Source organism: Streptomyces lichenis, assembly GCF_023218175.1.
Classification (GTDB): Bacteria; Actinomycetota; Actinomycetes; order Streptomycetales; family Streptomycetaceae; genus Streptomyces; species Streptomyces lichenis.
In genome coordinates this window covers 123,340-146,253 of sequence record NZ_JALPTH010000012.1, presented here as the reverse complement: position 1 = coordinate 146,253, position 22,914 = coordinate 123,340, and the positions used below count along the sequence as shown (strand labels likewise).

General features: G+C 74.1%; 26 protein-coding genes and 1 tRNA gene. 12 read left to right on the top strand and 15 right to left on the bottom strand.

All coding sequences use genetic code 11. The annotated features are described in order from the left end of the window. Positions 1-40: 40 nt before the first annotated feature. The 3 genes from M1O15_RS14540 to M1O15_RS14530 all read right to left on the bottom strand — a co-directional run bounded on the left by M1O15_RS14540 (position 41) and on the right by M1O15_RS14530 (position 3,570). The gene (locus M1O15_RS14540; RefSeq protein WP_248634227.1) at positions 41-169 is read right to left on the bottom strand and encodes a SapB/AmfS family lanthipeptide; all 129 of its coding nucleotides are present in this window, start codon (positions 167-169) and stop codon (positions 41-43) included. A 58-nt stretch (positions 170-227) separates the two neighbouring features. Further along, a complete protein-coding gene (gene lanKC / locus M1O15_RS14535; RefSeq protein ID WP_248634274.1) occupies positions 228-2,840 on the bottom strand; it encodes a class III lanthionine synthetase LanKC in 2,613 nt (870 codons plus the stop codon). 334 nt (positions 2,841-3,174) lie between these two features. Beyond that, on the bottom strand, positions 3,175-3,570 hold the full coding sequence (locus M1O15_RS14530) for a VOC family protein (RefSeq protein WP_248634226.1): 396 nt from the start codon (positions 3,568-3,570) through the stop codon (positions 3,175-3,177). A gap of 84 nt (positions 3,571-3,654) precedes the next feature. On the opposite strand from M1O15_RS14530, the gene M1O15_RS14525 reads away from it, so the two are divergent. Then, complete coding sequence (locus M1O15_RS14525; RefSeq protein WP_248634225.1) at positions 3,655-4,140, top strand: MSMEG_6728 family protein; 486 nt, start codon at positions 3,655-3,657, stop codon at positions 4,138-4,140. Here M1O15_RS14525 and M1O15_RS14520 read toward each other — a convergent pair. After that, positions 4,137-4,526, bottom strand: a complete 390-nt coding sequence (locus tag M1O15_RS14520) for an STAS domain-containing protein (protein ID WP_248634224.1) — start codon at positions 4,524-4,526, stop codon at positions 4,137-4,139. The genes M1O15_RS14525 and M1O15_RS14520 overlap by 4 nt on opposite strands. A gap of 560 nt (positions 4,527-5,086) precedes the next feature. Between M1O15_RS14520 and M1O15_RS14515 the strand changes: the two genes are divergently transcribed. Continuing rightward, positions 5,087-5,833 carry a lysophospholipid acyltransferase family protein gene (locus M1O15_RS14515; protein ID WP_248634223.1) on the top strand — a complete coding sequence of 249 codons (747 nt, stop codon included), beginning with the start codon at positions 5,087-5,089 and terminating at the stop codon, positions 5,831-5,833. 280 nt (positions 5,834-6,113) lie between these two features. Continuing rightward, complete coding sequence (locus tag M1O15_RS14510; RefSeq protein WP_248634222.1) at positions 6,114-6,407, top strand: DUF4190 domain-containing protein; 294 nt, start codon at positions 6,114-6,116, stop codon at positions 6,405-6,407. Here the strand turns inward: M1O15_RS14510 and M1O15_RS14505 are convergent. The 8 genes from M1O15_RS14505 to M1O15_RS14470 all read right to left on the bottom strand — a co-directional run bounded on the left by M1O15_RS14505 (position 6,369) and on the right by M1O15_RS14470 (position 11,756). Then, complete coding sequence (locus M1O15_RS14505) at positions 6,369-7,184, bottom strand: urease accessory protein UreD (RefSeq protein ID WP_248634221.1); 816 nt, start codon at positions 7,182-7,184, stop codon at positions 6,369-6,371. The two genes, M1O15_RS14510 and M1O15_RS14505, sit on opposite strands and share 39 nt — an antisense overlap. Continuing rightward, the gene (gene ureG / locus M1O15_RS14500; protein WP_248634220.1) at positions 7,181-7,858 is read right to left on the bottom strand and encodes an urease accessory protein UreG; all 678 of its coding nucleotides are present in this window, start codon (positions 7,856-7,858) and stop codon (positions 7,181-7,183) included. Before ureG ends, M1O15_RS14505 begins: the two co-directional genes overlap by 4 nt. A gap of 41 nt (positions 7,859-7,899) precedes the next feature. After that, on the bottom strand, positions 7,900-8,562 hold the full coding sequence (locus M1O15_RS14495) for an urease accessory protein UreF (RefSeq protein WP_248634219.1): 663 nt from the start codon (positions 8,560-8,562) through the stop codon (positions 7,900-7,902). Between the two features lie 15 nt (positions 8,563-8,577). Beyond that, entirely contained in the window at positions 8,578-10,353 is a 1,776-nt protein-coding gene (locus M1O15_RS14490; protein WP_248634218.1) for an urease subunit alpha, read from the bottom strand. 28 nt (positions 10,354-10,381) lie between these two features. Continuing rightward, positions 10,382-10,693 (bottom strand): urease subunit beta, encoded by a 312-nt coding sequence (locus tag M1O15_RS14485; protein ID WP_248634217.1) that lies wholly within the window; start codon positions 10,691-10,693, stop codon positions 10,382-10,384. A 15-nt stretch (positions 10,694-10,708) separates the two neighbouring features. Next, the gene (locus M1O15_RS14480) at positions 10,709-11,011 is read right to left on the bottom strand and encodes an urease subunit gamma (RefSeq protein ID WP_248634216.1); all 303 of its coding nucleotides are present in this window, start codon (positions 11,009-11,011) and stop codon (positions 10,709-10,711) included. A gap of 281 nt (positions 11,012-11,292) precedes the next feature. After that, positions 11,293-11,367: transfer RNA gene (locus M1O15_RS14475), tRNA-Ala, on the bottom strand. A gap of 71 nt (positions 11,368-11,438) precedes the next feature. Then, complete coding sequence (locus M1O15_RS14470) at positions 11,439-11,756, bottom strand: type II toxin-antitoxin system Phd/YefM family antitoxin (RefSeq protein ID WP_248634215.1); 318 nt, start codon at positions 11,754-11,756, stop codon at positions 11,439-11,441. A 77-nt stretch (positions 11,757-11,833) separates the two neighbouring features. Between M1O15_RS14470 and M1O15_RS14465 the strand changes: the two genes are divergently transcribed. The 3 genes from M1O15_RS14465 (at position 11,834) to M1O15_RS14455 (ending at position 13,939) form a co-directional block, all read left to right on the top strand. Next, positions 11,834-12,565, top strand: coding sequence for an ATP-dependent Clp protease proteolytic subunit (locus M1O15_RS14465; protein WP_248634214.1), 732 nt, complete (start codon positions 11,834-11,836; stop codon positions 12,563-12,565). Between the two features lie 36 nt (positions 12,566-12,601). Further along, positions 12,602-12,886, top strand: a complete 285-nt coding sequence (locus M1O15_RS14460; RefSeq protein ID WP_248634213.1) for a hypothetical protein — start codon at positions 12,602-12,604, stop codon at positions 12,884-12,886. Between the two features lie 576 nt (positions 12,887-13,462). After that, a complete protein-coding gene (locus M1O15_RS14455) occupies positions 13,463-13,939 on the top strand; it encodes a C40 family peptidase (RefSeq protein ID WP_248634212.1) in 477 nt (158 codons plus the stop codon). A 34-nt stretch (positions 13,940-13,973) separates the two neighbouring features. On the opposite strand, the gene M1O15_RS14450 is transcribed toward M1O15_RS14455, so the two are convergent. Together M1O15_RS14450 and M1O15_RS14445 are read right to left on the bottom strand one after the other, a co-directional pair. After that, positions 13,974-14,405, bottom strand: coding sequence for an ATP-binding protein (locus M1O15_RS14450; RefSeq protein ID WP_248634211.1), 432 nt, complete (start codon positions 14,403-14,405; stop codon positions 13,974-13,976). 199 nt (positions 14,406-14,604) lie between these two features. Then, on the bottom strand, positions 14,605-15,849 hold the full coding sequence (locus tag M1O15_RS14445; RefSeq protein ID WP_248634210.1) for an 8-amino-7-oxononanoate synthase: 1,245 nt from the start codon (positions 15,847-15,849) through the stop codon (positions 14,605-14,607). A 274-nt stretch (positions 15,850-16,123) separates the two neighbouring features. On the opposite strand from M1O15_RS14445, the gene bioB reads away from it, so the two are divergent. Genes bioB through M1O15_RS14425 form a run of 4 tightly spaced genes read left to right on the top strand, consistent with a single transcriptional unit; the run spans position 16,124 to position 19,860 of the window. Then, positions 16,124-17,419 carry a biotin synthase BioB gene (bioB, locus tag M1O15_RS14440; protein WP_248634209.1) on the top strand — a complete coding sequence of 432 codons (1,296 nt, stop codon included), beginning with the start codon at positions 16,124-16,126 and terminating at the stop codon, positions 17,417-17,419. Beyond that, entirely contained in the window at positions 17,412-18,764 is a 1,353-nt protein-coding gene (locus tag M1O15_RS14435; protein WP_372499467.1) for an adenosylmethionine--8-amino-7-oxononanoate transaminase, read from the top strand. Before bioB ends, M1O15_RS14435 begins: the two co-directional genes overlap by 8 nt. 20 nt (positions 18,765-18,784) lie before the next feature. Beyond that, entirely contained in the window at positions 18,785-19,504 is a 720-nt protein-coding gene (gene bioD / locus M1O15_RS14430) for a dethiobiotin synthase (RefSeq protein ID WP_248634208.1), read from the top strand. 11 nt (positions 19,505-19,515) lie between these two features. Continuing rightward, complete coding sequence (locus tag M1O15_RS14425; RefSeq protein ID WP_248634272.1) at positions 19,516-19,860, top strand: VOC family protein; 345 nt, start codon at positions 19,516-19,518, stop codon at positions 19,858-19,860. 648 nt (positions 19,861-20,508) lie between these two features. On the opposite strand, the gene M1O15_RS14420 is transcribed toward M1O15_RS14425, so the two are convergent. Continuing rightward, positions 20,509-21,285, bottom strand: coding sequence for an SDR family NAD(P)-dependent oxidoreductase (locus M1O15_RS14420; protein ID WP_248634207.1), 777 nt, complete (start codon positions 21,283-21,285; stop codon positions 20,509-20,511). Between the two features lie 255 nt (positions 21,286-21,540). Here M1O15_RS14420 and M1O15_RS14415 point away from each other — a divergent pair, with 255 nt between their 5' ends. Next, entirely contained in the window at positions 21,541-22,191 is a 651-nt protein-coding gene (locus M1O15_RS14415; RefSeq protein WP_248634206.1) for a class I SAM-dependent methyltransferase, read from the top strand. 115 nt (positions 22,192-22,306) lie between these two features. After that, positions 22,307-22,798, top strand: a complete 492-nt coding sequence (locus M1O15_RS14410; protein WP_248634205.1) for a GNAT family N-acetyltransferase — start codon at positions 22,307-22,309, stop codon at positions 22,796-22,798. Positions 22,799-22,914 lie beyond the last annotated feature (116 nt).

Here is a 22,914-nt window from a genome sequence, read left to right as displayed (position 1 = left end):
CCGGCCGCACGGTGTCGGCACCGCGCGGCCGGCCGGAGCGTCAGTTACAGGTGGTGACGGAGAGGCTGCTGTCACCGCAGAGCAGCAGGCTGGCGCGGCTGCCGGTGGCGACGTCGCCGGTGGCCTCGTCCTTGGGGGTCTCCATCGACTGCAGGTCGAGAAGCGTCATCGTCTTTTCCTTTCGATCATGGGGACAGTGTGCGTTGGTGGTGCTGGTGGTGCTTTTTTCACGATCCCTGGCGGGGACCGGTCTGTGGGCGCCGCTGGGGCGGCGGGAGGAACGGCAGGTGCACGTCTCCGGAGGAGGCGGCGCTGCCGAGGGCGAGCAGGCAGCCGGCGGTGCCGGTGGCGAGGTCCATGGAGAGCCGCATCATCTGCTCGCCGGGGAAGGCCAGTTCGCCTCGGTAGGGCACGGCGTGCCGGGCGAGGGCGTCGATCTGGCGCCGGACGTCCTCGGGGGCGGTGCCGGGGCCGGGCGCGGTGGTCCGGCTGAGGTGGAGCACCATGCCGGCCGCGCCGCGGAACAGCCCGGGCTGGGCGTAGAAGGTGGCCTGGGCGGCCTGCACGATCTCGCCGCGGGCCCGCTCGAAGTCGGGGTCCTCGCGGTGGGCGAGGTAGTCGTCCAGCACCATGCCGATGCCGACGCTGCCGGCGCCGAGGTACGGCATGGTCCGCCAGCCCTCGTCCACCTGGAGGGTTCCCGAGGCGCTGGTGACGCAGCGGGCGAGGTCGCGCCGCAGGGCGTCGGCGGCCCGGTCGAGCAGGGCGGGGTCGCCGGTGCGCTCGTACAGCCGGAGGAAGAGCAGGGCCGGGCCGGAGGCTCCGTACAGCAGTCCGGCGCGGTTGATGCCGGGGACGGCGGCGGCGACCAGTTCGGCGCAGCGCAGGGCGGCGTCGTGCAGGGCCGGGGTGCCGGTGGAGGCGGCCAGGGAGTCGAGGGCGAGGCCGAGGCCGGCCAGGCCGCTGTGCAGGTCGGGTGCGATGTCCTGCCAGGGCCGGGCCTGGGCCGACTCGGCCAGTTCCAGGGCCTGTTCGGGGTGGCCGAGGCGGTCCAGCGTCCAGGCGACGCCGGCCAGTCCGTCGTAGAAGCCGACCGGGGTGCCGGACTCCGGCTCCTTGGTGCGGCGCAGCAGCCACTCCTCGGCGTCCAGGTGCGGGGGCGCGCCGGTCTCGGCGAGTGCGTAGAGGATGCCGGCGGTGCCGTAGCCGAAGCTCAACCCTCCCCCGGCGGCGGCGAACTGGGCGATGTCGCCGGGGAAGAACCGGTCCTCGCGTTCGGGTGTGGCGGAGGCGAGCACGGCCCGGACCATCGAGTCGCGGCTGCGCGGCCAGTCGCCCGGTTGGACGGGCAGATACGGTCCGTCCGTGCGGTCGGGTGCCCCGCGGGTGATCTCGGCGACCGCCTCGTCCAGGAAGGCGCGGTCCACCGGGAACTGCTCGGCGGCGATCTCGGCCAGGTGCCGGGCCTTGCCCAGGTCCAGCGGCAGCAGGCTGGTCAGCGGCAGGAAGAGGGCGAGCCGGAGGCAGGCCAGGGCGTAGCGGTCCACGTCGAAGCCGCGCCGGTCGGCGGGGGCGACGAAGCCGGGGTTGGCGACGGTCTGCCGGCGGCCCTCGTCGATATGGGCGGCGGCCTCGAAGTCCAGGAGCGAGACGGACTGCTCGTCCTCGGCGACCATGATGTTGAACAGGTGCAGGTCGTTGAAGACGACCCCCCGGGCGTGCACCGCGTGCACCGCGTCCTCCACCAACCGGTAGATGCGCAGGGCCCATTCGGTGTACTCGGCGAGCGTCTCGGGGCTCGGGTCGGCCTCGATGAGCGGATGGCGCCGGGCGAAGAAGGTGTTGAGGGGCTTGCCCTCCAGGAACTCCATCGCCAGGAAGTGGTGCTCGCCCACGGTGAAGGTGCCGCGCACCTCGGGGGTGCAGCCCAGCCCGGACAGCCGCTCCAGCGCGGTCTGTTCGCGGCGCAGCCGGGCGACCGCGTCTGCGCCGTCGGCGGCCAGCCCGGCGTGCGGCCGGGCCTCCTTGAGGACGACCTTCTCCCCGGTGGCCCGGTCCCGGCCGACGTACACCCCGCCGCCGTTGGAGAAGTGCAGGGCGCTCTCGACGGTGTACGGCAGTTCGGTGACGGTGACCGCGGTGCGGGCGTCGAGGTGCGGGGCGAGGAAGGCCGGCGGCTGGACCCAGTCGGGTATCTGGAAGACGGGGCCGCGCAGGTCGGGGACGAGCCGCCCGTCGGGGCGCTGGACGGCGGGGCGCAGTTCGCCCTGGTCGTCGTAGCAGTGGCGGCGGGTGAAGCTGCCGTAGCGGACGTGCACCGGGCCGGCGCCCCAGCGCAGGTCGCTGAGGATGTACGGGCCGGGCTCGCCGTCCAGCAGCGCGGCGAGGTCGTCGGCGATCCGCCCGCAGCTGTCGTCGTCGGCCGGGTAGACGGTGATGAACTTGCCGCTGGCGGCCCGGTCGGCGTACTTGGCGTTGCGGTTGTGCAGCAGGTAGCGGCTGGGCACGAACTTGTAGGCGATGCGGCGCTCCTGGCAGTAGCCGGCGACCCGGGCCAGGATCGACTCGGCGTTGCCGAGGCAGGCCGAGACATGGATCTTCCAGCCCTGGGCGGGGAGCGCGCAGTCGACCGGGCGCAGTGCCAGCCAGTCCCCGCTGCGGTGGCGCTGCCAGCCCTCGGGGACCGGGGCGAGCGCCGCCTCGTACTGGGCGCCGCGGCGGTCCGCGGCGGTGGCCTCGGCACCCGGAGTGCCGGTGGCGGCCGGGTCGGTGGCGAGCCGGTGGGGAGCGTCGTAGAAGTGACGGTCCGCGTCGCAGAAGGCGGCGTATCCCTTGATCACATCCATCCACTCCCTCGGTCGGCGGTAGGCGCACGGTCCGGCTGCCGCACTCCGGCGCCTTAGGGCCGGGGCCCGTTCGCGCCGTCGTGCTGACAAGTAAGACGATGTCATCCGGCGGAGGCGGGCCAACAGTCACACACGTCAGCAACCGACCGTGCGGAACGCATGAGTAACCTTCCGTTCACACACGCGGCCCCGGACGCCGGGCCGGCCGAGGAGCCGCCGGGGGAACGACCGACGGGCGCCTCCGCCACCGCGGAAACGCCCGTCACCTGGTGCTTCACCCCGCCCTGGCATCCCCGCGGGCGGCCGCACCGGTCCTCCCGAGGGTCCGTCACTCCCCGCTGCGGCCCTCCCGGGCGGCCAGGACGAAGGAGTGGCCGGCCGGGTCGGAGTAGGTGCGCACATCGCGCGGGCCGGAGTTGCCCCGGGTCTCGATGGGGCGCGCGCCCAGGCTCACCGCCTCGCGCTCCGCCTCGTCCATGTCCTTCTCGGCCACCAGGATGTGCAGATGGGCCTGTTGGGAGTCGTCGGGGCGGGGCCAGCTCGGCGGGGCGTAGCCGTGGTCGCGGCGGACGGCGATGCGGTTGCCGTCCTGCCCGACGACCTCGACGAAGTCCGGATCGGTGCCGCGGTGCACGGTGGCGTCCAGCAGCTTGGCGTAGAAGTCGGCGAGGTCCTCGGGCTCGGCGCAGTCGAGCACCAGGACGCTGGTCTTGGGAGTGGTCATGCCCTGCTTGTGCCCCCGTTGGCCGCACGCACCCGGCCGCACCCGTACGGGGTTCCGGTGGCGGGCGGGGTAGGGATGGGGCTTATGCAGACCTTTCTCCCCTTTCCGGGGTTCACCGAGTCGGCCGAGGCGCTGGATCCGCGGCGGCTGGGCAAGCAGCGCGTGGAGGCGGTGCAGGTGTTCCGGGGGCTGACCGTGCCCGGGTACGGCTGGCGCCGCCATCCGGCGGTGCGGATGTGGCGGGGGTACGAGGAGGCGCTGGTGCGCTACGGCCTGGAGGTGTGCGCGGTGTGGACGGCGGCCGGGCGGGCGGACACCTGCGCGGCGATGCTGCGGGACGGCTTCGCCGAGTGGCGGGAGGAGGCAGCGGCCGACCGGGGCGTACGGGACCAGGACCGGCTGGCGGAGGCCGGCGAGCTGCCGCCGTGGCTCGGGCTGCCGTCCTTCCACCGCAGCCACCGCTCCCAACTGCTGCGCAAGGACCCGGCGTTCTACGGGGAGCGGTTCCCCGGGGTGCCGGACGACCTGCCGTACCTCTGGCCGGGCTCCGACCGCGACCCGGAGGCCTAGGGGCGGGCCCGGCGGGGTCCGGGGTCGCGTGGCCCGCCGGTGCCCGTGGCGGCGCCGGCGGTCTCGGCCAGGTCGAAGAACCCGGCCGTACCGGTGACCTCGAAGAGCCGGTGCACGCTGCGGCCGAAGGGCCCGGCCACCACCATCGGCCGCCCCCGGCCGCGGTGCGCGCGCTGGGCGGCGAGCAGCACATGGAGCAGGGTCGAGTCGGCGAAGTCGGTGCCCGACAGGTCCACGACGGTGCGCTCGGCCGGCTGCTCCAGAGCCCCGCCGAGCGCCGCCTCCAGCTCGGGCGCGCGTTCGTGGTCGGCTTCGGCCGGCACCCGTACGACGAAGGCCCGGCCCTCCATCTCGCCGGCCGGGGCGCCCCGCTCGTCCTCGTACATGCTGGTGAGCCGCTCCTGTCGCCCTCTCCACCACCGCGATGGAGCCCCGGCCGTGCTCGTCCGGCCACCGGGAGGATTTCCGTGGGGCAACTCTTGCGCAGCCGCATAGGATGCCGCAACAAGCACTTGCATAACAGACCTTGATGCAGTATTGGGCGAAATCGGGGTCGGTGGGGTGCATGCGGCGGTAGATACGGGTCCGTGGCGGTGGTGGATGCCCGGAGCGAGAGGGAGGCGGGCCGGCCGGGCCGGGCGCTTGCGGTGCGGCCGGCCGGCTGACCACCGCGCGTTTCCCGCCGGGCGGGGCGCGCGGGCGCGGGCGGATGGACGGGCCGGTGCGCGGGGAGCAGACTGGACGCAGGCTCGCCGGGGAATCGGCAATCCCAGGGGACGGCTCGTGAGCCCGTTCCCGTGATCGAGCGGAGGTGGCGGCAGCGGGCCGCCGAGGCGGCCGCGCGCGGCGGGACCCGTGCGCGCCCCGCTCCCCCGCCCCGAGGCGTCGAACGCCGGAGTGTGCGACCGCGACCCGGTCGCCCGCCCGGCAGAGCGAGGAGCCGCCCGTGTTCTACCAGTTGCTGAAGCACGTACTGCTCGGGCCGCTGCTGCGGCTGCTGTTCCGGCCCCGGATCGAGGGACTGGAGCATGTCCCCGGAAGCGGCGCGGCGATCGTCGCCGGCAACCATCTGTCCTTCTCGGACCACTTCCTGATGCCGGCCATCCTCTCCCGCCGGATCACCTTCCTGGCCAAGCGGGAGTATTTCACCGGGTCCGGGATCAAGGGACGGCTGACCGCCGCGTTCTTCCGCAGCGCCGGGCAGATCCCGGTCGACCGGTCCGGCAAGGAGGCCGGGAAGGCGGCGATCCGGGAGGGCCTGGGGGTGCTGGCGCAAGACGAGCTGCTGGGCATCTACCCGGAGGGCACCCGCTCGCATGACGGGCGGCTCTACAAGGGCAAGGTGGGCGTGGCGGTGATGGCGCTGACGGCCGGGGTGCCGGTGGTGCCCTGCGCCATGGTCGGCACCTTCGAGATCCAGCCGCCGGGCCGCCGGCTGCCGAAGATCCGGCGGGTGGCCATCCGGTTCGGCGAGCCGCTGGACTTCTCCCGCTACGCCGGGATGGAGGGCGACAAGGCGGTGCTGCGGGCGGTGACCGACGAGATCATGTACCGGATCCTGGCCCTCTCCGGCCAGGAGTACGTGGACGAGTACGCGGGCGTGGTCAAGCAGCGGGCCGCCGAGGCCGTCGAACGGCAGCGGCCCCACCGACCGCACCGGCGGCTTTCCGGCCCCGGCCACGAGCACCGCTGAGCCGGGGGCGGCCGCCCCGGAGGCCCCCGGCCATAGTCCCGGCCACGCCCCGGTCCCGGCCACGGCGCTCGCCGAGCCGGGTCCCGGTCTGGAGTCCGGGGCCCGGGGTCAGGGCTCCGGGGGCCGAGGCGGGAGGCCCGCGGTCCGGAAGGGCACATTCCGGTCACCCGGCCGGATGCCGCCCTTGCCATTTTCGCGGAACTTCCTTACGGCAGGCATGACCCCGTCACATCCGGCAACACGGGCTCTCACAAGTTCCCCTCGGACTGGGAGAGTTCACATGGCCGGTTACGGCACCAGCGGCACCCACGGGCAGGCGCGCTCCGCTACGAACGGACTCGCCATCGCCGGTCTCGTCTGCGGCATCGTCGGTATCTTCTTCGCCAACATCATCCTCGGGCCGCTGGCGATCATCTTCGGCGCGGTGGGCCTCCGCCAGGCCAAGGCCGGCAAGGGCGGCAGCGGGATGGCCAAGGCGTCGATCGTGCTCGGCATCATCGACGTCGTCCTGTTCATCGTGCTCGTCGCGATCGCCTCATCGAACGGCGGCATGAGCTGGTACGTCGGCGGCTGACCGGCGCTCCAGCGCTTCCAGCGCCGCGTCCAGGGTGCGCCGCAGCAGCAGGGCGTCCGGGGCGACGGCGGTGACCAGGACCCCGGGCCCGGCCAGCGGGACGAGACAGGCGGTCTCCCCCAGCATCCGCGGCTCGACCGGATCGGTGCCGAAGCACCGGTCCACCACGAGAAGTTGCCCCACGGCCCGGTGCCCCGCCAGCACCGCCCCGCCGTCCCATCCGCCCGGCGCCCCCGGACCGAAGTGCAGTTCCTGGTCCAGCAGGGGGCGTCCGGCCCGGTGGGCGGTGAGGCGGGTGGCGAGGGTGCCGGGCTGCTCGCCGTACCGGCCCAGCACCTGCTCCTCGCGCAGCACCAGCCGGGCGGTGGGCGCCAGCTCGACCCGGGTGCGCATCCGCAGCCGCGAGCCCCGGGCACACACCAGCTGCTCGGGCAGCCAGCGCAGTTCCGCGCCCTCCCCGACCCGTAGCCGGACCTCGTAGTGGGCCTCGGCGGCCGGGTCGCGGCCGGGCAGGGCGACGGTCGCGGCGGCCGAGTCCACGGTGAGCCGGGCCCCGGCGCGTACCTCCGTCTCGATGGCCAGCCGGTCGCCGCCGAGCGGGGCGGTCATCGCCCCCACCACGGTCACCCGGCTGCCCGCCCGGGTGGCGCGGGTGCGCCGCAGCGCCAGCGGGCCGTCGCCGGCCAGCAGCGGCAGCGAGCCGTCCGCGGCGGCCGCGATCCGGGCCGTGGCCCGTACCCCGGTCGGCGCCTGCGGTCCGGCGGCAGGGGCGCTCATCCGGTCCACGCGGCGAGCTGCCCGCGCACCCAGTCGGCGACCGGCGCCACCCCCTGCGGACCGGTGAGCGAGGTGAAGAGCACCGGCAGGTCGCCGCGCTGCTCCTTGGCGTCCCGGGCCATCCGCTCCAGGTCGGAGCCGACGTACGGGGCGAGGTCGGTCTTGTTGACGATGAGCAGGTCGGCCGTGGTCACCCCGGGCCCGCCCTTGCGCGGGATGTCGTCCCCGCCGGCCACGTCGATGACGAAGATCTGCGCGTCCACCAGCCCCTTGGAGAAGGTGGCGGTGAGGTTGTCGCCGCCGGACTCCACCAGGATCAGGTCGAGCGGGCCGACGGTGTCCTCCAGCTCCTCGACCGCCTCCAGGTTGGCGGAGATGTCGTCGCGGATGGCGGTGTGCGGGCAGGCGCCGGTCTCCACGGCCTGGATCCGCTCGGGCGGCAGCACCGCGTTGCGCAGCAGGAACTCGGCGTCCTCACGGGTGTAGATGTCGTTGGTCACGACCGCCAGCGAGAGCTTGTCGCGCAGTTCGCGGCAGAGGGCGGCGACGGTGGCGGTCTTCCCCGAGCCGACCGGGCCGCCGAGCCCGATCCGCAGCGCCCGGCGGCTGCCGTCGGGGCGGTGGGCGTCGGCGCTGACGGCGGCGGGTGCGTCAGGGGAGTGGTGCAGATGCATACGGATCTCTCCTTGCGGGTGAATGAGGTGAAGGCTGCGGCTCAGGAGGCGAAGAGGCGGACCGGCCAGCCGGCGTGCGCCTCGGCGGTGATGTCCAGCAGCGGGGCGGAGGCGGCCGGCAGCTCGTCCACCGGGCCCCGGGCGGCCGCGGCGGCCCGCTCGGCCACCGCGTCCATCTCGGGGGCCAGCCGGGCGAGCACCGCGGTCGCCTGGAACGGGTCCAGGCCGAGCAGCCGCACCACCGCCGTGGCGGGCCCGCCGACCGTCTCGTAGGCGACGGCGTACCCGGCGTCCAGCGGTGCCAGCCCGGCGGACCGGGCGGCGGTGCCCAGCACCACCGGCTGGTGGGCGCCCTTGGGGAACGCCTGCGCCAGGGCGTCGAGTTCGGGTCCGGGCCAGGCGGCGCGCGCGGCCCGCATCAGCTGCCGGCCCAGTCTGCGGGCGGCGGCCCGCAGGGCGGGCGAGGGGGTGCGGGCGTCGGCGGCCTCGTCGAGCTTGGCCGGGTCGTGGCCGTGCGCCGCGGCGGCGGCCAGCGCGGCGGAGGTCAGCCCGGTGGTGTGCAGCCGGCCCCGGCAGAACGCCTCCAGGGTGGCGGCGTCGCGGATCCGGCCCGCGGCGACGGCCGCCTCGGCGCCGCCGGAGTGGGCGTGCCCGCCGGCGGGGAACCGTCCGTCGGCGAGCACCAGCAGTGCGGAACGAGTCATCTCCGGGCCCGGCACTCAGAAGAGGAAGTAGCGCTGGGCCATGGGCAGTTCGGCCGCCGGTGCCGGATCGACGGGGTCGCCGTCGATGGTCACCGTGAAGGTGTCGGGATCGACCTCCACCCGGGGCAGCGCGTCGTTCTCCCGCATGTCCGCCTTGGTGACCGCGCGGGTGGAGCGGATGGGGGTGAACTGCTTGCCGAGACCGAGCCGTTCGGGCAGCCCGTCGGCGATCGCCGCCTCACTGGTGAAGTTGACCGAGTTGCCGGCCGGGGCGGCGCCGACGGCGCCGAACATGGGCCGGGGCAGCACCGGTTGGGGCGTCGGAATGGAGGCGTTGGCGTCACCCATCTGCGCGTAGGCGATCTGCCCGCCCTTGATCACGGTCTGCGGCTTCACCCCGAAGAAGGCCGGGTCCCAGACGACCAGGTCGGCGAGCTTGCCCGGCTCGACCGAGCCCACCTGGTGGTCCAGGCCCTGGGCGACCGCCGGGTTGATCGTGTACTTGGCGACATAGCGGCGCACCCGGTGGTTGTCGGCCCGCCCGTCCCCGGGCAGCGCGCCGCGGCGGCGCTTCATCACATGGGCGGTCTGCCAGGTGCGCAGGACGACCTCGCCGACCCGGCCCATCGCCTGGGAGTCCGAGGAGATGATGGAGATGGCGCCCAGGTCGTGCAGCACGTCCTCGGCGGCGATGGTGGAGGGCCGGATCCGGGACTCGGCGAAGGCCAGGTCCTCCGGGACGGCCGGATTGAGGTGGTGGCACACCATCAGCATGTCGAGGTGCTCTTCGAGGGTGTTGACGGTGTGCGGCCGGGTCGGGTTGGTGGAGCTGGGCAGCACGTACGGCTCGGAGACCACCGTGATGATGTCCGGCGCGTGCCCGCCGCCGGCGCCCTCGGTGTGGTACGCGTGGATGGTGCGGCCCGCGATGGCGGCGAGGGTGTCGCCGACGAACCCGGCCTCGTTGAGGGTGTCGGTGTGGATGGCCAGCTGCGCCCCGGTCTCCTCGCAGACCCGCAGACAGGCGTCGATCACCGCCGGGGTGGCCCCCCAGTCCTCATGGATCTTGAACCCGAGGGCGCCGCCGCGCAGTTGGGAGTGCATGGCCTCGGCCGAGACGGTGTTGCCCTTGCCCAGCAGCCCGATGTTGACCGGGTAGGCCTCCAGCGCGGCGAACATCCGCGCCAGGTGCCAGGGCCCGGGGGTGACGGTGGTGGCCTTGGTGCCCTCGGCCGGCCCGGTGCCGCCGCCGACCAGGGTGGTGATGCCCGAGGTGAGCGCCTGCTCCACCACGGTGGGCGAGATGAAGTGGATATGGGTGTCGATGGCCCCGGCGGTGACGATCTTCCCGTTGCCGGCGATGATCTCGGTCTCCGGGCCGATGACCAGCTCCGGGTGGACGCCGTCCATGGTGTCGGGGTTGCCGGCCTTGCCGATACCGGTGATCCGGCCGTCCCGGATGCCGATGTCGGCCTTGACGATCCCCCAGTGGTCGATGACCACGGCACCGGTGATCACGGTGTCCGGGGCGCCCTCGGCCCGGGTGGTCCGGGCCTGCCCCATGGACTCCCGGATCACCTTGCCGCCGCCGAACACCGCCTCGTCGCCGGAGCGCCCGGGCCCGCCGCAGCGGTCCTCCTCGATCTCCACCAGCAGATCGGTGTCGGCCAGCCGGATCCGGTCGCCGGTGGTGGGCCCGAACAGGTCGGCGTACACCGGGCGGGCGATCCGCACCGTGGAGACGGCGGCGGAGGCCCGGGAGGCCGGTGTCACGGAGTTCTGCTCAGCCATTCCGCTCACGTCCCTCATATCGTTCATGTCAGTCATCGAGGGCGCCTCCGGTCTCGCCGCGCAGCCCGGGCACCACGCGCCGGCCGGCCAGCGGGACGAGTTCGACGTCCACCGGGATGCCGGGTTCGAAGCGCACCGCGGTGCCCGCGGCGATGTTGAGCCGCAGACCGCGCGCGGCCGGACGGTCGAACTCCAGCCCCGGGTTGACCTCGGCGAAGTGGTAGTGGGAGCCGACCTGGACGGGCCGGTCGGCGGCGTTGAGCAGGGTGAGGCGGGTGACCGGGCGGCCCTCGTTGAGGGGCACCGGCTCGTCCGCGTACAGGATCTCCCCGGGGATCATCGGCCTGTCCGCCCGTCAGACGATCGGGTCATGGACGGTGACGAGCTTGGTGCCGTCCGGGAAGGTGGCCTCCACCTGGACGTCGTGGATCATCTCCGGGATGCCGTCCATGACCTCGTCGCGGGTGAGCACCTTCCGCCCGGAGGACATCAGTTCGGAGACGGTCCGCCCGTCCCGGGCGCCCTCCAGGATGTGCGCGGTGATCAGCGCCACCGCCTCGGGGTGGTTGAGCCGCACACCGCGCGCCCGGCGCCTGTCGGCCACGTCCGCGGCGACATGGATGAGCAGGCGTTCCTGCTCGTGCGGGGTCAGTTGCACGGTTCACCTCACAGTCTCCCGCCCGGACGGCCCCGAGCGCAGCGGGACACTATCCGGCTTCAACACTCTGTTGACCTGGCAGAAGAGTGTGACCGACAGATATTTCAAACTCGGGCAGAAGTTTTTCCGGGAGGTAAACGGGAGTTTTGCCGACCCATGGCCAACACACCGGAACGGCCCGGGGGCGCGTGATCGCGTACGACCGGACCGGCGCGCGGCCGTGCGGGCAGCACCGTGCCCCGGGTCCGCGATCGCGGGCCCGGGGCACGAGGAGGCAAGGGGGCGGGGCGACCGGATTCGAACCGGCGTCCTCCGAGATGCCATCGCGGCGCACTACCTCTGTGCTACGACCCCGCCTTGGCGATGATCATACGGACCACCCGGGCCCCGGTCACCCGGGTTTCCGCCGGTGAGCGCACCGCGCGCCCTACCGCCCCGGCGGGGAGCCGCCCGGGCGGTGCTCGGCGGCGATCCCGAAGCGCCCCCGCTCCCCCGCCCCGGGTGCGGAAGCCGCGTCACCGAAGGTCGAGACGGTGCGCACCGCCTGCTCCTCCCCTTCCCCTTCCACCCCGTCGGCGCCTTCCCGGGCGAGGGCCTCCAGCCGCTCCAGGTCCGCCGCGGACACCAGGGCGACGAGCGGCTTGCCGTGGCGGGTGACGACCACCCGCTCCCCGGCGTAGACGACGCGGTTGATCAGCTCGGCGAGCTCTGCCCGGGCTTGCGTCACCGGAATCTCGTAGGCCATACCCCCATGATAAGCCGTGGTACGTCCTGTACATTCTGTACAGAACTCATCGCGAGCACCGGTGAAAGGGGTCCGCCATGTCCGCCCTCCCGCCCGTTCCGCCGTCCGTCCCCCAGCCCGTTCCCCCGTCCGTTCCGCAGCCCATCCCCTCGCCCGTTCCCCAGCCCATCCCCTCGCCCGGCTCCCCGCCCGCTCCTCGGTCCGCCTACGGCGCGCGCCATGTCCTGCCCGAGTTCACCGAGCGCACCGGTGACGGCCTCCGCACCCTCGATCCGTACTCCGCGCTCCTCGAAGGGCGGATCGTCACCCTCGGCACCCCCCTTGACGACACCGCCGCCGGGGACCTCATCGCCCAGCTCCTGTATCTGGAGTACGCCGGTCCCGACCGGGAGGTGTCGCTCTACGTCAACTCCCCCGGCGGCCCGATGGACGCCATGACCGCCGTGTACGACACGGTGCGGGCCATCGGTTGCGAGGTGGCGACCGTCTGCGTGGGGCAGGCGGCCACCACCGCCGCGCTGCTGCTGGCCGCGGGCACCCCCGGCAAGCGGCTGATCCTGCCCCACGCCCGGGTGGTGCTGCGCGAGCCCGCGTTGCCCGAGCCGCTGCACGGGCACCCCTCCGACCTGGAACGGCACGCCGACGAGGTGCTGCGCCGGCGCGAGCAGCTGGCCGGGATGCTGGCGCACCACACCGGCCGGTCCCGCGACCGGGTGGACGCCGATCTCTCCCGTACCACCGTGCTGGACGCCGAGGCGGCCGTGGCCTACGGACTGGCGGACCGGGTGACCACCCGTCGGGCCGGGTGAGCGGCGATTCGGGCCGAGGAGGCGCCACTGCCCGCGATGACCCGGGCGGAGGGCGCGTACATCGACGGCTGGCTGGCCGCGGCGGATCTGCTGGGCCGCGCCAACCCGGCCCGGTGCGCGCACACCTATGGCGCGCTGCGGGCCGCGCAGGCCCTGGTGCGGTGCGCGGTGGAACTGCGCGACGCCCTCGCGCTGATGCATGAGCGCGGGGAGAGCGAGGTGCACACCGAGACGCTGGCGCGCGCCCTGCGGGTGCTGGACGGCGAGCGGCGGGCGGGCCGGGTGACGGTTCCTCAGGCTCCGGACGGCCGTTCCGCATAGAGAGCGAGGGACGGGGAACGAACCGGGAGGACACGGGACGGGCCGGACGCGGTGGGGCCTCGCCCGGACGGCCGCCGAGCGCCCGGAAACCGCTCGCTCGTTCGGCTCAGGCATCCGGGGGAAATCCCCGCGGTGCGAGTTGCGGACGGGGCCGCGAAGGCACTCGCCGCACCCGCTCGCGCCGCAGGTGAACCGGGGTGCGGCGGCGTGTTTCTGTCGTCTCGCCAGGACGCTTTTCCGGCGTGTCGACCTGAACGGGCCAGTCGTGAGTAGCCTCACAAAACACCATTTGGGCTCGGTAATCGGCCGGTCGATGGGTCAAGATCCCTGACGACGACAAGCCCCCGCCACCGCGGCGGGGCGGTCCGGGCGGACGCCGAGTCCTGCCGCCGCCACGGATGACTGGTCGACAGGAAGTGGATCGGCAGGAGTGGAGGACCCAGGCAGTACGGGTGGCCCACCGACGTTCGTCGGGACGGTCGCCCTCGGGGTGAAGCCGCGTCAGCGGCCGGGCGTCTTCGTCTAGCCCGAACCCGACAGGTCATCCTTCACAGGCGGACTGACGAAGGGTTGCGCATGACCGCGCAGATTCATGTCCCGTCTCTGCTGTCCCGGGCCGGCGCCGTCTCGGTACTCACCCTCGCCGCCGTGAGCGGGCCGCTGCTGGCACCCGGCGGCGCTCCGGAGGCCCAGGCCGCCACCTCCCACGCCTCCAAGGCGCTGAAGACGGCCGCGGCCAAGAAGGGCGCCCCCTACGCGTACGGAGCGACGGGCCCGTCCCGCTTCGACTGCTCCGGGCTGACGCTCTACGCGTACAAGAAGGCGGGCAAGTCGCTGCCTCGGACCGCGCAGCAGCAGTACAACAAGACCCGGCACCTCGCCAAGTCCAGCCGCCAGAAGGGTGACCTGGTCTTCTTCCACCGCGGTGGCAGCGTCTACCACGTGGGCATCTACGCGGGGAGCAACAAGATCTGGCACTCGCCGAAGTCCGGCGCGGTGGTGCGGCTGGAGAAGATCTGGTCGAAGTCGGTGAAGTACGGCCGGGTGCGCTGACCCGCCCGCCGCCTCCGGCCACCGGTGGTCGCCGTCAGGTCTGGACGGTCACCGTCCAGGGCAGTGCCACCCACACCGTCTTGCCGCCGTCCGGGGTGGGCGCCACGGAGAGCCGGCCCCCGTTCTCCTTGGCCAGCCAGCGGATGATGACCATCCCGCGGCCGTTGTCCTGCTGGACCGCGGCGGGCAGCCGCTGGGGGCGGCGCGGATGGCTGTCGGTCACACCGACGCGCAGTTGCTCGTCACGTTCCAGACGGAGCCGCAGCGTGTAGGTCGGGGACTGGCCGAAGGTGTGCTGGACGGCGTTGGTGGCGAGCTCGGAGACGATCAGCCGCACGGTGTCGGCGGTGTCGTGCTCGTCGGGTAGTCCCCACTCGGCGAGCACACCCGCCGCGAACCTGCGGGCGGTGGCGACCGTGGCGGGATCGCTCGCCAAGGTGACGGATGCTTCCTGAAGGTCTGCCATGGCGAGGCTGTCCCTTTCCCACCGTGACCGGACGCGCGGGGAGGCACGGTCCTGGATGTGTTTCGCGCCACACTGCCACCTCTGCCGTAGCGGGTGGGGACGATCCCCCAAGATACGCACAAGTCTGTCGCTCAAAGCGGTGAACTCTGCTACGCAGGGCCGTTTTCCGGCGCCGTCGCTTCCGGTCGGCCGACCGCCGTCAGGCCTCTCGGGGCGTGGCGTCCGGGGCGGTGCGCAGGACCGTGGTGACGGCGGTGCCGATCTGCTCCGCCGTCAGGTCGGCCCGGGCGGTGAGCCGCAGCCGGGAGATCCCGTCCGGCACCGACGGCGGGCGGAAGCAGCCGACGGCCAGCCCCGCGGCCCGGCAGTCCGCGGCCCAGCGGACCGCCGACTCCGGCGACGGGGCGCGTACCGACACCACCGCGGCGTCCGGCCGGGCGGCGGTGAGACCGGCCGCGGTCAGCCGTCCGTACAGCTCGGCGGCGACCGTACGGGCCCGGCCTGCCAGCGCCGGCTCCGCGCGCAGCAGCCGCAGCGCGGCCAGCGCCGCCCCGGCCGCGGCGGGGGCCAGACCGGTGTCGAAGATGAAGGTCCGGGCGGCGTTGACCAGATGGGCGATCACCCGGGCCGGACCGAGGACGGCACCGCCCTGGCTGCCCAGCGACTTGGACAGGGTGAGCGTGGCGACCACATCCGGGTCCCCCGCCAGACCCGCCGCGTACGCGGTCCCGCGGCCGCCCTCGCCGAGCACCCCGAGGCCGTGGGCGTCGTCGGCGACCAGCGCGGCCCCGTGCTCCCGGCACACCCGGCCGAGCGCGGCCAGCGGGGCGGCGTCGCCGTCCACCGAGAACACCGCGTCGGTGACCAGCAGCGCCCGGCGGCCCGGCTCCCGACCCAGTGCCTTGGCCACCGCTTCCGGGTCGGCGTGCGCCACCACCTCCGTCTGCGCCCGGGAGAGCCGGCAGCCGTCCACGATGGAGGCGTGGTTCCCGGCGTCCGACAGCAGCAGCGAGCCGGGCGCGGTCAGCGCGGTCAACACGGCCAGATTGGCCGCGTACCCGGAGGAGAAGACCAGAGCGGCCTCGAAGCCGCAGAAGTCGGCGAGCTCACGTTCCAGTTCGGTGTGCAGCTCGGTGGTCCCGGTCACCAGGCGGGAGCCGGTGGAGCCTGCGCCCCAGCGGTGCGCCGCCTCGGCGGCGGCCGCGGTCACGGCCGGGTGCCGGGTGAGGCCCAGATAGTCGTTGCTCGCCAGGTCGAGCAGGTCCGAGTCGGCCGGACGCGGCCGAACCGCCCGGACCAGCCCGGCGCCGGCACGCCGGCGCGCCTCCTCCTCGGTCCAGTCGAACGCGCCCCGGGCCGGGACGGGTGACGGCGAGGAGACGGGCGAGATGGTGGCCCCCCGGGGCACGGCGGCGGGCGTGGGCGGCTGCGGAGCCTCGGTCATCTTCGGTCCCTGGACGGTACGGGCGGACGGGCACCGCCCGTTCGGGTGGAAGGCCGCGGCCCCACCCGGTACGGGGACGCGCCGGAGGGGGACGGCCCGTCCGCCGGACGGACGGACCCGTTCACTCGGGAGGCACGGCCGGTTTGTAGGCAGTGCACAAGACCCTAGCCGGGCCGCACCGGCGGCGGCGTGTGGCCATGCACACACCGCGGGGCCGCTCCTTTGTGCACTTTCTCCTTGGCCGAGTGGGGCGGCGTAGGCCAGGATCACAGCCATGGACCTGCTGAACACGCTGGTGGACAAGGGGCTTCGGCGCGAGCTGCCGACCCGCGAAGAAGCACTCGCCGTGCTGGCGACCTCCGACGACGAGCTGCTGGACGTGGTCGCGGCGGCCGGAAAGGTGCGCCGGCAGTGGTTCGGCCGGCGGGTGAAGCTGAACTACCTGGTCAACCTCAAGTCGGGACTGTGCCCCGAGGACTGCTCCTACTGTTCGCAGCGGCTCGGCTCCAAGGCGGAGATCCTCAAGTACACCTGGCTGAAGCCGGAGGACGCCTCCAAGGCCGCGGCCGCCGGGGTCGCCGGCGGGGCGAAGCGGGTGTGCCTGGTGGCGAGCGGGCGCGGCCCGACCGACCGGGACGTGGACCGGGTGTCCAAGACGATCCAGGCCATCAAGGACGGCAACGAGGACGTCGAGGTGTGCGCCTGCCTCGGGCTGCTGTCGGACGGGCAGGCCGAGCGGCTGCGGTCGGCGGGCGCCGACGCGTACAACCACAATCTCAACACCTCGGAGAGCACCTACGGGGCCATCACCTCCACGCACACCTACGCGGACCGCGTGGACACCGTGCAGAAGGCGCACGCGGCGGGCCTGTCGGCCTGCTCGGGCCTGATCGCGGGTATGGGCGAGAGCGACGAGGACCTGGTCGACGTGGTGTACGCGCTGCGCGAGCTGGACCCGGACTCGGTGCCGGTGAACTTCCTCATCCCGTTCGAGGGGACGCCGCTGGCCAAGGAGTGGAACCTGACGCCGCAGCGCGCGCTGCGGATCCTCGCCATGGTCCGCTTCGTCTGCCCGGACGTGGAGGTGCGGCTGGCGGGCGGCCGCGAGGTGCATCTGCGCAGCCTCCAGCCGCTGGCGCTGCACCTGGCGAACTCCATCTTCCTCGGCGACTACCTCACCAGTGAGGGCCAGGCGGGCAAGGCGGACCTGGAGATGATCGCCGACGCCGGCTTCGAGGTGGAGGGCGCCGGAACCACCACGCTCCCCCGGCACCGCTCGACCGCGCACGACGAGGCCCCGGCGGCCGGCGGCTGCGGTTCGTCGGTCGGCGGCTGCGGCCCCGCGGCTGACACCGGTGCCGACGCCGGGCACAGTGGCTGCGGCGGCTGCGGTTCGTCGGGCGGCGGCGGGGTCTGCGCCCCGGAGCCGGCCGGGGTGCCCGAGCCGGTCGCGGCGAGCGCCGGTGCGGACGAGCCGCACCCCGCGCCCGTACCCGCCGGAGCGGCGCGTACGGACCTGGTGGCGGTACGCCGCCGGGGCGCCGGCACGGACCTCGCCCCCAATGCCTGAGCCGCTGACCGATCAGCCGGCTGCCCCCGGACGCCCCGGGCGTCCGGGGCCGCCCGCTCCTCCCCTCTCCGGCCCGGAACTGCTGGCACTGGACCGGGTTCATGTCTGGCACCCCTACGGCCCGATGCCCGGCCGGGAGGAACCCCTTCTGGTGGCCTCCGCCTCCGGGGTCCGGCTGCGGCTGGCCGAGCCGGTGCACGGTCAGCGGGAGCTGGTCGACGGGATGTCGTCCTGGTGGTCGGCCATCCACGGCTACCGCCACCCGGTGCTCGACGCGGCGCTGCGGGAGCAGTCGGAGCGGATGAGCCATGTGATGTTCGGCGGCCTCACCCATGAGCCCGCCGTGCGGCTGGCGGCCCGGCTGGTGGAGATCACCCCCGAGCCGCTGCGGCATGTCTTCCTCAGCGACTCGGGGTCCGTCTCCGTCGAGGTCGCCGTCAAGATGTGCCTGCAGTTCTGGCGTTCGGTCGGCCGCCCGGCCAAGCAGCGGCTGCTGACCTGGCGCGGCGGCTACCACGGTGACACCTGGCAGCCGATGTCGGTGTGCGACCCGGACGGCGGGATGCACCAGCTGTGGTCGGGGGTGCTGCCCCGGCAGATCTTCGCCGACGCCCCGCCGTCGGGGTACGAGGAGGAGTACGCCGAGCGGCTGCGCGCGGCGATCGCCCGGCACGCCGACGAGCTGGCCGCGGTGATCGTGGAGCCGGTGGTGCAGGGCGCCGGCGGGATGCGCTTCCACGACCCGGCCTATCTGCGGGTGCTGCGGGAGGCCTGCGACGAGTACGGCGTCCTGCTGGTGTTCGACGAGATCGCCACCGGCTTCGGCCGCACCGGCACCCTGTTCGCCGCCGAGCAGGCGGGGGTGTCACCCGATGTGATGTGCCTGGGCAAGGCCCTGACCGGCGGTTACCTCACCATGGCCGCCACCCTGTGCACCTCACGTGTGGCGGACGGCATCTCCCGCGGCGAGGTCCCGGTGCTGGCGCACGGGCCGACCTTCATGGCCAATCCGCTGGCCGCCGCGGTGGCCGGCGCCTCGATCGACCTGCTCCTCGACGGGGACTGGGCCGGGCGGGTCAAGCGGATCGAGACGGGGCTCGCCGAGGGCCTGGCCCCGGCCGCCGAACTGCCCGGTGTCCGTGACGTGCGGGTGCTCGGGGCGATCGGCGTGGTGCAGCTGGACCACCCGGTGGACATGCGGGCGGCGACGGCGGCCGCGGTGCGCGAGGGCGTGTGGCTGCGACCGTTCCGGGACCTGGTGTATGTGATGCCGCCGTATGTCACGGAGGACGAGGACCTCGCCCGGATCTGCCGCGCGGTCCGCGCGGCGGCCCGGCAGGGCTGAGAGAGAGTAAGGACGGACCCATGTCGGTGATGGTGGTCAGCGGGACCGGGACCGAGATCGGCAAGACCGTGGTCACGGCGGCGCTCGCCGCGGCGGCCCGGGCGGCCGGGCGGTCGGTGGCGGTGCTGAAGCCGGCGCAGACCGGCGTCGAGCCGGGCGTGCCGGGTGACGCGGACGAGGTGGCCCGGCTGGCCGGGCCCGGCGTCACCCCGGTCGAACTGGCCCGCTTCCCGGAGCCGTTGGCCCCGGAGACGGCCGCGCGCCGGGCGGGCATGGCGCCGGTGGGCCCGGCCGAGGTGGCCGAGGCAGCTCGGAAGCTGGCGGAGGAGTACGACCTGGTGCTGGTGGAGGGCGCCGGCGGGCTGCTGGTCCGCTATGACGCGGACGGCGGCACCCTCGCCGACGCGGCGGCGCTGCTGGGCGCCCCGGTCCTGGTGGTGGCGCCCGCCGCGCTCGGCACGCTCAACATGGCGGCGCTGACCGCCGAGGCGCTGCGGGCCCGCGGGATCGTCCAGGCCGGGGTCGTGGTGGGGAGCTGGCCGCAGCGGCCCGGACTGGCCGAGCGGTGCAATGTGACGGACCTGCCGGTGGTCGCGGGCGCCCCGCTGCTGGGAGCGGTGCCCGCCGGTGCCGGCGCGCTCGCCCCGGCGGCGTTCCGCGCGGCGGCCCCGGGGTGGCTGGCGCCGGTGCTCGGCGGCGACTGGGATGCGGAGGCCTTCGCCCGCGCCGTACGCTCCTGATCATGACTGCTCTGCGCGCGAAGGTCGAGGAGATCGTGTTCGACTGCGCCGACCCGGCGGCCCTGGTCCGCTTCTGGGCGGCGCTGCTCGGCGGCGACCCGGTGGACCGCTCCCCCGACTGGTCGTACGTCGACCCGCCGGACTTCATCCGTATCGCCTTCCAGGCCGTACCGGAGGGCAAGGCCGCCAAGAACCGGCTCCATCTGGACCTGAACGCCGGGGACGTGACGGCCGCCTCCGACGCGGCGGTGGCCTTGGGCGCGACCCGCTCCGGCGGGATCGTCACCGACGAGTGGGGCCACTTCCAGGTGCTGACCGACCCCGAGGGCAACGAGTTCTGCTTCGTCTCGGGCTGAGGGGCGGCCTGTTGGGCCGCGGGTGGCGCGCTGTATGTACGGACTCGGGGCGGAGTTGGACGACGACCGGTCGCCGGTGCGGCGCGGCCTGGGGGGCGGAGCGGTCTGGGGCGCGGGGTGCGGGGCGGCGGCCTAGGTCGCGGGGTGTCGCGGGGTACGGGGCGCTCGGGGTCGGGTTGCCGGGGGTGGGCGGGGCGCGATCTCGGGGTCGATGTGCGCGCGGGGACGGGCTTCCGGGTGCGTGGGTGGGGCGCGGTACGCGGCCGAGGGCGCGGAGGCGGGAGTACGCAGCCCTCCGGGGGGGGTGGGCCACGTATCGAAACCCGCTCTCCTCGGCCGCGCACCCGCGTATCGGGACCCGCGATCCCGGCCACGCACCGCCCCGGCCACGTACCGCGCGCGGCCGTATACCGCCCTCGGCCGGGGCTTCGGGTCCGCGGCCGGAGGCCCGGTGCGCGCTCGCAGTTACGCGGGGCAGCCGGAGGCGCAGGTCCGCAGCCGGGGTCGCCAGTGCACGGTACGGGCTTTCGGGCCCGCAGCCGGAGGCCCGGCGCGCGGCCGCGTACCGCGCACGGCCCGCGCTTCGGGTCTGCGGCTGGAGGCCCGGGGCGCGCCGCGCCCGAGGCCCGGCATCCGCAGGCAAGACCCTCAGGTCCGCAGATAGGACGCGCCGTTGAGGTCCACGACCGTGCCGGAGGCCCAGACCGCGGCCGGGGAGGCGAGGAAGTGCACGGCCGCGGCAATTTCCTCGGCGGTGCCCACCCGCCCGAACGGGCTCTCCGTACGCAGCGCCTCCCCTGCCTCACCGGCGAGCTTGGCCGCCTGGCGCTCCGTGGCGACGAACCCCGGCGCGACCGCGGTCACCGCGATGCCGTGCGGGGCGAGTGCGACGGCCATCGACTGGCCGAAGGCGTGCAGCGCCGCCTTGGCGGCCCCGTAGGCGGGGAACTCCGGCTCACCCCGGAACGCCCCGCGCGAGCCGACGTTCACGATGCTGCCCGACGCCCCGCGGTCGATGAGGTGGCGGGCCACCGCCCAGGTCAGGTCGGCGGCCGCGAGCAGGTTGACGTCCGTCATCCGGCGCCAGACCGCCCGCCACTCCTCCAGGGACACCTCCGCCACCGGGTGGCGGTTGTCGGCCGACGGCGCCACCGCGGCGTTGTTGACCAGCACGTCGACCCCCTCCGCACCGCCGTCGCGGAGCCCTTTCACCGCCGCGGCCACCACCCGCTCGGCCGCCCCGGGCTCGCCGAGATCGGCCTCGATCAGCACATGGCCGGTGCCGGGCAGCAGGCGCAGGGTCTCCTCAGCGTCCTCGCGGCGGCTGGCGTACTGGACGGCGACCCGGTCCCCGCCCCGGGCGAACGCCGTCGCGACGGCCCGTCCGATACCCCGGGACCCGCCGGTGACCAGCACGCCCCTCATCGCTCCCGCCCCAGGGGGCGGAATCCGTCGGTCGAGCCGGACGCGCACCGGGGCGTCGGCGGATATGGCAAGCGTGGCGGCATGCCCCGATCCTGCCACCCCGGCACCCCGGCATCCCACCGCAGGAGGGGCGGGGCTGACCTTGGCGCGATCCGGGAAGGATCCTCGTAGGCGAACCCTTCACCTGACCCCCGTCAGCGGTCCCCGCTGCCGATTCCCCGGACCGCCGCTCGCCACCGACGCAGGAGGGCCGCGATGCGAGACCCCGTACACCACCCCCTCTTCGCCCGCTTCTACGAGCGGATCAGTGTGGCTGCGGAGACCCGGGCCGGAATCGCCGCGCACCGTACGGAACTGCTGGCGGGGCTGTCCGGCCGGGTCATCGAGATCGGCGCGGGCAACGGACTCAACTTCCCGCACTACCCCGGGCAGGTCTCCGAGGTGGTGGCGCTCGAACCGGAGCGGCGGTTGCGCCGCTCGGCGGTCGCGGCGGCGTTGCGCGCCGAGGTGCCGGTGGACGTGGTGCCGGGTGTGGCGGAGGCGCTGCCGGTGAAGAGCGAGGCCTTTGACGCAGCCGTCGCCTCGCTGGTGCTCTGCTCGGTACGGGACCTGCCGCGGGCCCTGGCCGAGCTGCGCCGGGTGCTGAGGCCCGGCGGACAGCTGCGGTTCTTCGAACACGGCCGGGCCGAGGGGCGGGCGCTCGCCACCGTGCAGCGGGTCGCGGACCGCACGGTGTGGCCGCTGCTGTTCGGTGGCTGCCACACGGCCCGTGACCCGCTGGCCGCGCTGTCGGCGGCCGGGTTCGAGGTCACCGGCTTCCGGCGGCTACGGGTGCCGGAGGGCGGCGTACCGTTCCCCTCCTCGCCCAGTGTCCTCGGCACCGCGCGCCGACCGGTGGACGACTGAACCACGCGAGGCCGGCGCCTGAGGGTCCGGTCACCACCGTCTGCGCACCGGGCGCACGGGGCGCGCGGACGGGGTGGCTCCGCCGTCCCGGCGGGCCGTGTGCTTGGCTCGGCCCATGAATGATCTCCGGATCCGATGCGCCGTGCCCGCCGACATCGGCCCTGTGCTCTCCTTCTGGCGGGAGGCCGCCGAGGGCACCAGCATCAGCGACGACCACGCGGGCGTGGCCCGTCTCCTGGAACGGGACCCCGAGGCCTTGCTGCCGGCGGAGCGGGACGGGGTGCTGTGGGGCACCGTGATAGCCGGGTTCGACGGGTGGCGGTGCTCCGCCTACCGGTTGGCCGTCCATCCCGACTGCCGTCGGCAAGGCGTTGCCACCGCCCTGCTCACCGCGGCCGAGCGGCGGTTTACCGCGCTGGGCGGGCGCCGGGTGGACGCGATGGTCGTGGAGGTCAATGACCGGGCGCGGTCGGCCTGGGCGGCCGCCGGCTACGGCCGCGAGGACCACTGGCGGTGCTGGGTCAAGCCGCTGACCGACCGACCACCCGAACGGGTGATCGATTCTCCTTTGCCAGCACTTTACCCTTCTTGCAAGTCGAAGGTGTGAGCGTCCATCCCCGGGCGAACCTCCCAGTAGCGACCACACGCACCACAGACACCCGCCCCTGACAACGACAGCCATCACGACAACGCCCAGCACCACAACACACGTGACAACAACCC

Excerpts from the sequence above, each read along its gene's own strand:
- M1O15_RS14540 (WP_248634227.1), bottom strand. The coding sequence starts at position 169 with ATGACGCTTCTCGACCTGCAGTCGATGGAGACCCCCAAGGACGAGGCC.
- M1O15_RS14530 (WP_248634226.1), bottom strand. The coding sequence starts at position 3,570 with ATGACCACTCCCAAGACCAGCGTCCTGGTGCTCGACTGCGCCGAGCCC.
- M1O15_RS14525 (WP_248634225.1), top strand. The coding sequence starts at position 3,655 with ATGCAGACCTTTCTCCCCTTTCCGGGGTTCACCGAGTCGGCCGAGGCG.
- M1O15_RS14520 (WP_248634224.1), bottom strand. The coding sequence starts at position 4,526 with ATGTACGAGGACGAGCGGGGCGCCCCGGCCGGCGAGATGGAGGGCCGG.
- M1O15_RS14510 (WP_248634222.1), top strand. The coding sequence starts at position 6,114 with ATGGCCGGTTACGGCACCAGCGGCACCCACGGGCAGGCGCGCTCCGCT.
- M1O15_RS14505 (WP_248634221.1), bottom strand. The coding sequence starts at position 7,184 with ATGAGCGCCCCTGCCGCCGGACCGCAGGCGCCGACCGGGGTACGGGCC.
- ureG (WP_248634220.1), bottom strand. The coding sequence starts at position 7,858 with ATGCATCTGCACCACTCCCCTGACGCACCCGCCGCCGTCAGCGCCGAC.
- M1O15_RS14495 (WP_248634219.1), bottom strand. The coding sequence starts at position 8,562 with ATGACTCGTTCCGCACTGCTGGTGCTCGCCGACGGACGGTTCCCCGCC.
- M1O15_RS14490 (WP_248634218.1), bottom strand. The coding sequence starts at position 10,353 with ATGGCTGAGCAGAACTCCGTGACACCGGCCTCCCGGGCCTCCGCCGCC.
- M1O15_RS14485 (WP_248634217.1), bottom strand. The coding sequence starts at position 10,693 with ATGATCCCCGGGGAGATCCTGTACGCGGACGAGCCGGTGCCCCTCAAC.
- M1O15_RS14470 (WP_248634215.1), bottom strand. The coding sequence starts at position 11,756 with ATGGCCTACGAGATTCCGGTGACGCAAGCCCGGGCAGAGCTCGCCGAG.
- M1O15_RS14465 (WP_248634214.1), top strand. The coding sequence starts at position 11,834 with ATGTCCGCCCTCCCGCCCGTTCCGCCGTCCGTCCCCCAGCCCGTTCCC.
- M1O15_RS14460 (WP_248634213.1), top strand. The coding sequence starts at position 12,602 with ATGACCCGGGCGGAGGGCGCGTACATCGACGGCTGGCTGGCCGCGGCG.
- M1O15_RS14455 (WP_248634212.1), top strand. The coding sequence starts at position 13,463 with ATGACCGCGCAGATTCATGTCCCGTCTCTGCTGTCCCGGGCCGGCGCC.
- M1O15_RS14450 (WP_248634211.1), bottom strand. The coding sequence starts at position 14,405 with ATGGCAGACCTTCAGGAAGCATCCGTCACCTTGGCGAGCGATCCCGCC.
- M1O15_RS14445 (WP_248634210.1), bottom strand. The coding sequence starts at position 15,849 with ATGACCGAGGCTCCGCAGCCGCCCACGCCCGCCGCCGTGCCCCGGGGG.
- bioB (WP_248634209.1), top strand. The coding sequence starts at position 16,124 with ATGGACCTGCTGAACACGCTGGTGGACAAGGGGCTTCGGCGCGAGCTG.
- M1O15_RS14435 (WP_372499467.1), top strand. The coding sequence starts at position 17,412 with ATGCCTGAGCCGCTGACCGATCAGCCGGCTGCCCCCGGACGCCCCGGG.
- bioD (WP_248634208.1), top strand. The coding sequence starts at position 18,785 with ATGTCGGTGATGGTGGTCAGCGGGACCGGGACCGAGATCGGCAAGACC.
- M1O15_RS14420 (WP_248634207.1), bottom strand. The coding sequence starts at position 21,285 with ATGAGGGGCGTGCTGGTCACCGGCGGGTCCCGGGGTATCGGACGGGCC.
- M1O15_RS14415 (WP_248634206.1), top strand. The coding sequence starts at position 21,541 with ATGCGAGACCCCGTACACCACCCCCTCTTCGCCCGCTTCTACGAGCGG.
- M1O15_RS14410 (WP_248634205.1), top strand. The coding sequence starts at position 22,307 with ATGAATGATCTCCGGATCCGATGCGCCGTGCCCGCCGACATCGGCCCT.